This window comes from Anaerolineae bacterium (assembly GCA_014360855.1).
GTDB lineage: Bacteria > Chloroflexota > Anaerolineae > JACIWP01 > JACIWP01 > JACIWP01.
This window is the reverse complement of sequence record JACIWP010000354.1, coordinates 1-2681: the sequence shown is the minus strand read 5'-3', so window position 1 is coordinate 2681 and position 2681 is coordinate 1. Positions and strand designations below refer to the sequence as shown.

The window sequence follows — 2681 nt, the reverse complement described above, 5'->3', positions numbered from 1 at the left end:
GAACTGTTCCTGGAGCACCACCAGGGCGATGATAAAGCCCACCGCCACCAGCGCGCGCTGGGCGTGGATCATGCGGCGCTCATCGGTGACGTAATTGCGCGCCAGCCAGTAGGTGACGGCCGGCATCAGGAAGGACTCGAAGTACCAGGCCAGGCTGGCCGGCTTGTTGAACGAAGCGGTAATGGAGATCGCCACGCCGATAAGCGTGAGCAGGACGAAGAAGTCGACGCGCGTGACCGACACCAGCCGGCGCCGGCCGGTGGCCGCCTGCGCCAGCACCAGCGCCACCAGCATCGCCAGGATGAGCCGGCTGAGGCTCAGGTCGGGGATGCCCCGGCCTAATGAGATGTGCAGATGGAAAAATCCGAAGAAGGGCGCCACCACGATCCAGATGAAGAACAGGAGCACTGGGTTGGCCAGCAGCAGGACGATGAAAAACAGGAAGCCGGAATAGGTGATGACGTTCTCCGCGCCCGGCTCCATCAGGCGCTTGCCCAGGAATCCCCCCAGCGCCAGCGCCAGCAGGGATAACAGCAGTGTTCCTGCCGCTTTCAGCGCCTTCCAGGCCGATTTGGGAATACCTTCCAATCCGTCTTCCATCATACTCCTCTACATATCATCCCGCGCCGGCGGACATCTTCAAGATACAGTAGGCCGCGGTCATGCCGGCCATGCCGGCCAGCCATACCAGCCGCAGGAAGCGCCGCTCCCCCAGCAGGGGGTCCACCAGCAGGACCAGCACCGGCATCCAGAGAGCGAAAAAGCGCTCCCCCACGTAATCCGATATCCCCACCAGGCCGGCGAAGACCGCCGTCCAGCCCCACAGCATCCATGCCTTATCATCGGGCCGGCGGCCCTCCCGCACCCACCAGGCCCATCCGATGACCAGGCCGTTCAGCCACAACAGCCCTTCCATCAGCCAGGGGATCGCCGGCCCGGCCGCTCCGTGGACCAGGTCCAATGCGTGCAGGATAATCCCCTCGGCGGTATCCGGCGCCCCCGGGCCGAACGCCGGCCGGAACAGCACGAACAACGGCAGGGCCAATATCAGCCAGGCCGCCTGCCGCCGCGCCCTCCACACCGTCGGCCAGGCTGTCCATGCCGCCGGCGCCGCGTACAGGCCGGCGAAGATCAGCATAAACATCACATGTTCCGGGTGCAGGCGCAGGGGATGCAGTCCCTGCATGGACGGCGGCACCAGCCCACCCCACGTCACCAGCAGGGGTATCACCAACAGCGCCGGCAGAGCGATAGCCAGCGCCTCGCCGGCCGCGCCCCACGTCAGCCGGCGCCTGCGCACCACCCGTCCCAGCCACCATATCCCTGCGCCGGCCGGCAGGAACAGGTAATGCTGGCGGCAGTAGACAGCCAGGGTAGCGGACAGCCCGCCGGCCAGCAGGGCACGCCACCCCTTTGCGCCGGCCTCCAGGTACCAGCCCATTGCCAGCACCGCGAAGACCAGCCCCACGTTCACCGTGTAAATCGTGAAGCTGTGCAGGAACACATAGGGCGAGAGCGCCAGGACCAGGCCGGCCAGCAGGGGCATGGGATAGCCCTGCCGGCGCGCCAGCCGGTAGAACGCCAGGAAGCCGGCGTAGCTCACCAGCGTGGTCAGCACCCGCAGAGCCGGCAGGGTCAACCCGAAGACGCGCCCCCAGGCTGCCCACAGAATATAGGGCAGGGGGCCGGTCGCCGAGTGATAATCCTGCCAGGGCACCTGCGGCCAGGCCCGGGCAAACTCCTGGATCACCCCCCAATGGAACTTGGCCTCATCCGTCTGCGCCGGGAAGGCCCAACCTGTGGCCAGGCCGGCCGCCAGCAGGGGCAGGGCCAGCAGAAGGGCCGCCCGTATATCCTGCCGGTCAGGCCGGCTTGCGCGCCACCATGACATAGCCCAGTGTATTCCTCTCCAGAGGCTGTAAGCGGTCCAGCGCCAGGCCGGCCAACTGCGTCAGCGCCACCCAGGGCAGGATCAGCGCCGCACACAATGCGAACGCCGCCCGCCGGCCGCGCCGGCGCAGGGGCCGGCAGGTCACATCATACAGATAGGCGCTCCAGCGCTGGGCCATCATGGCCCAGAAGCCGCCGCGCGGCTGGAGCAGGACCACCTCCAGGCCGGCCTGCTCCGCCAGATAGGCCAGGCCGTAGCGCGTATAGCGGTAGTAATCGAACGGCTCCTGGTGCAGGCCCCACTCCTGCGGCACAGTGATCAGCGCGTATCCGCCGGGCCGCAGGACGCGGGCGATCTCGCGCATCATCTGCGCCGGCTCCGGCACATGCTCCAGCACCTGGGTGCACAGCACGGTGTCCACCGCGTGCGAAGCGATGGGCAGGCGCTGGCCATCGGCCCAGATATCGGCCTGCTCGCCGCCGGCCGCGGCCCAGATATCCCCCGAGACCGGCGGATAATCCAGGCCCACATACCGCCGCACCCGGGGCAGGAACAAATGGGCATGCCGGCGCTGTCCACAGCCCACATCCAGCAGAAGCCCGCCGGCGAACTCGCTGGCCTCTTTCAGGCCGCGTTCCAGCAGGGCCTTCTCCAGATGCTCCGGCTCGAACCAGCTCCGCTCCCACCAGGCATTGAGCCGGCGGCGCCATCCCGCCCCCATCAGGCACCCTCCCAGACGCGTTCGTAGACGGCCTGCACCTGCGCCACATGGGCCTCCAAGCTGAAATGC

General features: G+C 67.7%; 3 protein-coding genes. All 3 read right to left on the bottom strand.

All coding sequences use genetic code 11. The features are described 5' to 3' along the window. On the bottom strand, positions 1 to 600 hold a 600-nt coding region (locus tag H5T60_13900), incomplete at its 3' end, for a hypothetical protein (protein MBC7243525.1). A 16-nt stretch (positions 601 to 616) separates the two neighbouring features. Continuing rightward, a complete protein-coding gene (locus tag H5T60_13895; protein ID MBC7243524.1) occupies positions 617 to 1891 on the bottom strand; it encodes a glycosyltransferase family 39 protein in 1275 nt (424 codons plus the stop codon). Continuing rightward, positions 1863 to 2612, bottom strand: a complete 750-nt coding sequence (locus H5T60_13890) for a class I SAM-dependent methyltransferase (protein ID MBC7243523.1) — start codon at positions 2610 to 2612, stop codon at positions 1863 to 1865. The genes H5T60_13895 and H5T60_13890 overlap by 29 nt, the downstream gene beginning before the upstream one ends. Positions 2613 to 2681 lie beyond the last annotated feature (69 nt).